The 4,692-nt window shown below is 68.0% G+C and carries 3 protein-coding genes; all 3 read left to right on the forward strand.

Annotation, left to right across the window (positions count from 1 at the left end; all coding sequences use genetic code 11):
- Nucleotides 1-400: 400 nt before the first annotated feature.
- Complete coding sequence (locus AB1578_22120) at nt 401-2,095, forward strand: flagellin (protein ID MEW6490595.1); 1,695 nt, start codon at nt 401-403, stop codon at nt 2,093-2,095.
- Between the two features lie 152 nt (nt 2,096-2,247).
- Entirely contained in the window at nt 2,248-2,610 is a 363-nt protein-coding gene (locus AB1578_22125) for a flagellar protein FlaG (protein ID MEW6490596.1), read from the forward strand.
- Nucleotides 2,611-2,749: 139 nt separating this feature from the next.
- Nucleotides 2,750-4,692: flagellar filament capping protein FliD (fliD, locus tag AB1578_22130; protein ID MEW6490597.1), on the forward strand; the 1,943-nt coding region annotated here is incomplete at its 3' end.

Here is a 4,692-nt window from a genome sequence, read left to right on the forward strand (position 1 = left end):
GCGGCGGGCCACCCCCCGCCCTACGCGAATCCGGGGCACGCCACCGCGGCGCCCGCCCCGCAGGAGCGGCCTTGGCCGCGAAGACGACCCAGACCGATGCCATTCGCGGGCAAGCCCGCTTCTACGCCAGGGCAGTGCCCGTACACCGAGAGGGTGGGAGACCCATGGACCGTCGTTTTTCCCTAAAGCGCCCCCCGAGGGGGGACGATAAGAGGGGCAGCAGGGGAAGACGACCCATCGAAAGGAGGTGCCGTCCGGGTACGACAAGGAAGACCCAAGGCCTGGGGAGAGGCCGGCCATCTCCCGGGGGCGCCGCGCCCCGCACTCTGCGGCACACGGCAAGGACGCCGGAATCAATATGCTGGGGCTTCCCCGCCCCACCCTTCATGGAGGAAATACCATGTCTCTGATGATCAACCAGAACATCACGTCCCTCAACGCCTGGCGCAACCTCAGCAACACGAACCGGATGATGAGCAGCACGATGGAGAAGCTCTCCAGCGGCCTGCGCATCAACCGCGCCGCCGACGACCCGAGCGGGCTCGTGGTGTCGGAGCAGATGCGCGCCCAGGTGGTGGGCCTCAAGGCCGCCGTCAAGAACTCGGAGAAGGGCATCTCCATGATCCAGACGGCGGAAGCGTCGCTGGACAAGGTGCACACCCTCCTCGACCAGATGCGCGCCCTGGCGCTCGACTCGGCCAACAACGCGACGAACGACGCCAACATGCTCGCCGCCAACCAGGCCGAGATCCAGAACGCCATCGAGACCATCAGCCGCATCGCCAGCAACACCCAGTACGGCACGAAGAAGCTCCTGGACGGCACCAACAACAACAACTCCGTCGTCTCCAGCGCCGGCACCACAGGGCTCACGAGCGGCAACGTGGAGGCCTCGACCCTGGCGACGGGCAACCACAGCCTGGTAATCACGGCCGCCACGGCTGCCTCCACCGTCATCGGCTCGGGGACGGGCGTTGCGCTCTCGAGCACCCCTGACAACACGCTCTCGGCCGGAACCCACACGCTGACGGTTTCCGGGACCCTCGACACGGCCACCGTCGACAACACGGGGACCACCACGGGCACCTCGAACGCGGCGATGCACGCCGACTCGTATTACAGTGGCAGCGCAGACACCACCTACACCTTCACCTTCGCTGGCAGCGGAACGATCGGTACCGACGCCACCACGATCAACTGGACAAGCAGCACCGGCGGGAGCGGGAGCATCGCCCTCGCGGCAGACTACAACACGACCGACGCACTCAGCGTGGAACAGGGCCTCTCGTTCACCCTGGGCGCGGGAACCTTCGTCGCCACCGAGAGCTTCACCGTCGCAGCCACCGCCAGCACCGTTTCCGCCACTCTGGACAACGGCCCGGCGGTCTCCGCCCACAGCGGCAACACGGATCTGACCCTCACGAGCGGCAACGGCGGCGGCGGCTCGATCGACCTGGACTTCTCCAGCTACAGCGGCGCCGGCACAGTGAGCATCGCCGAGACCAAGGCCACCTACAACGGCGTCCTCGACGGCGGCGATGCGGTCAACTTCCAGGCGAGCCAGAACAACGTAAGCTTCACTACCGGCGCGGCCACCGGCGGCGCCCTGACCCTGAACTTCGGGTCCACGGTGACGGCGGGCACTGCGGTCTTCGCCAACACCGACAGCTCGCTGGTCTTCCAGATCGGCGCCAACCAGAACCAGACGGTGAAGATCGGCATTCGCGACGTCTCGGCGGAGCAGCTGGCCAAGGGCGTCACCAACACCAGCGGGTTCACCAGCCTGGCCCAGATCGACGTGACCACCTCCCAGGGCGCCCAGGACGCGATCGCCCTCATCGACAAGGCGATCGACCAGGTCTCCACCATTCGCGGCGACCTTGGCGCCTTCCAGAAGAACACCCTGGAGGCCAACCTGGACAACCTCCGGGTGGCGGCGGAGAACTTGCAGGCCTCTGAGGCCGTCATTCGCGACACGGACATGGCGGCCGAGATGGCCACCTTCACCAAGTACCAGATCATGATGCAGGCCGGCACGGCGATGCTGGCCCAGGCCAACCAGATCCCGAACAACATCCTCCAGCTCCTGAGGTAGTCGGGACCGAATGGGAGGGAGGGCCCCAGGGAGGGGGCCCTCCCGCTCCTACTGTCAGAAGGTCAAGCCCCCCCTCACCCTGACCCCTTCCCCGAGGGGAGAGGGGACGATGGAGAAGAGAGGGAGGGGCAGGATAGGCAAGGAGGCAGACCATGAACGTACAGGCGATTTCGGACGTTGCGGTCCGGGGAGTTCCCGGGCGGGCGCCCCCTGCCGAGCTCCAGCCCCTGCGGCCGGCCGGCGGCGGCGAGAGTGCGGTGGCCCACAAGGCCGCTCCCGTGCCCGAGCCCTCGCGGGAAGCCGTGGCCCAGGCGGTGGACGGGGTCAACGCGTTTCTGGCCTCGAGCAACAGCCATGTGCAGTTCCAGATCCACGAGGCGTCCCAGCGGATGATGGTCGAGGTCATCGACGACACGACCCGCGAAGTGGTCAAGACCATCCCCTCGAAGGAGCTCCTCGACCTGGCCGCCAAGATCGGCGAGCTCGTGGGCACGCTCCTGGACCGCAGGGGCTAAGAGGCTCGGAAGCCGGGAAGCCGAGAAGCTGGGAGGCACGGAGGCGAGGAAGCTGGGTTGCGGGGGGCCACATTTCACTTTTCACGCTTCACGTCTCACGTCTCACGTCTCACGCGTCTCACGCTTCACGAGGTAGACCATGGCAGGCACCATCACCTTCGACGGCCTGGCGACCGGGATCAACACCACCGAGCTCGTGGACAAGCTCGTCGTGGTGGAGAGCCGGCCCAAGATCCTCAAGGAAGCCGAGAAGGTCCGGCTGGAGAACCAGCTCAGCACCTGGCAGGAGATCAACGGGAAGCTCCTCTCGGTGCAGTTGGCGGCCAGCGACCTCTCGCGCCTGGCCACCTGGAACACCCAGACCGTGCGCTCCGGCAACGAAGACGTGCTCTCGGCCACGGCGGCCCTCGGCGCCCCCCAGGGCACTTACACGGTGCGGGTGGAGGCCCTGGCCCGAAACCACCAGCTCGCCACCCCTGCCGATCCCGGCGCGGGCGACGCCGGGTACGCCTCGGAGGGAGCTCTCTTCGGGACGGGGGAGCTCAAGCTCACGGTCGGGGGAGTGGAGCACACCCTCACGCTCGACGCCACCAACAACACCCTGGGCGGGACCGCCAAGGCCATCAACGGCGCGAAGCTCGGCGTGACGGCCTCGGTCGTCTACAACGGCTCGGGGTACCAGCTCCTCCTGGCCTCCGACAAGACGGGCGTCGAGAACGCCCTCTCGGTGGACGCCTCGGGGCTCGACACCACCGGAACCCGCAGCCTCGACGCCTGGGCCACGGTACAGGAGGCGGCGGACGCGCAGGTCTCCCTGGGTTCGGGCGCGGGAAAGATCACGGTGAGCTCGGCCTCCAACACGGTCACCTCCCTGCTCCAGGGGATCACCCTGAACCTCACGTCGGCGGCGCCGGGCACGGACGTTACCGTCACCGTGGCGCGCAGCGCCGAGAGCCTCACGGAGAAGGTGCAGGCTTTCGCCGATGCCTACAACGAGGCGGCGACCTACATCTCCCAGCAATTCGCCTACAACCCCGACAAGAACGTGGCGGGCATCCTCATGGGAGACTCCACGCTGCTGGGCGTGCAGCGGGCCCTGGGCCAGATGCTGAGCCACGCCGTGGCGAGCGGCTCGGCCTACGGCGTGCTCTCCTCGGTTGGGCTGACGGCGGGCGACGGCGGCACCGTGTCGTTCGACGCCGCGCGGTTCGCCCAGGCCGTGGAGGACGACTTCGAAGGGGTCATGCGGCTCTTTCGCAGCGGCGGCACCTCGAGCCACACCCAGGTTTCGTACACCTTCTCTTCCGGCGCCACGAAGGGTGGCACGTACGTGGTGGACGTCACGGCCCCCGCGACGCGGGCCGTGCTCTCCGGCGCCGGGGCGCCCTCGCTCACGATCACCGACGCAAACGACGAGCTCACGCTGCGGGTCGACGGGGGCGCGCCGCTCACCGTGAAGCTCGCCCAGAAGACCTACGCCTCCGCCCAGGAACTGGCCGAAGAGCTGCAAGGTCAGATCAACCGCCTCTCGAGCGCCAAGGTCTCGGTGAGCGTGGACGGAAGCGGTGCCCTCGGCATCCAGTCCGAGCGGTACGGGTCGGGCTCGCGGATCGCCGTCGCAGGCGGCAGCGCGGTCACCAACACGGGATCGGACGGCAAGCTCGGCTTCGCGGTCGGCACCGTCTCGGGCACCGACGTCCAGGGAACCATCCACGGCGAGCCCGCCACCGGCACGGGGCAGGTGCTGCGGGGGAACGCGGGCAACCCCAACACCGACGGCCTCCAGGTGCTGGCGCAGCTCGACGCCCCCGGCAGCGCCACGCTCACGGTGACCAAGGGCGTGTTCTCCCGGTTCGACGAGTACCTCTCCTCCCTCACGGACCCCGTCTCGGGGGCACTGGGACGGCGGGAAGAGAGCGTGAACACGTCGATCCGCAGCCTGACCGCCCGGATCGCCGAGATGGAAGAGCGCCTGGAAACCAAGCGGCTGAGCCTCACCGCCCAGTTCATCCGAATGGAGCAGGCCGTGAGCCAGTTCAACAGCCAGGGAAACTACCTGACCAACGCGCTCTCGGGGCTGAG

It is taken from the genome of Thermodesulfobacteriota bacterium, from assembly GCA_040756475.1.
Lineage (GTDB): Bacteria > Desulfobacterota > Deferrisomatia > Deferrisomatales > JACRMM01 > JBFLZB01.

Bases quoted from the DNA above. Each gene is read 5' to 3' on its own strand.
- AB1578_22120 (MEW6490595.1), top strand. From the start codon at position 401: ATGTCTCTGATGATCAACCAGAACATCACGTCCCTCAACGCCTGGCGC.
- AB1578_22125 (MEW6490596.1), top strand. From the start codon at position 2,248: ATGAACGTACAGGCGATTTCGGACGTTGCGGTCCGGGGAGTTCCCGGG.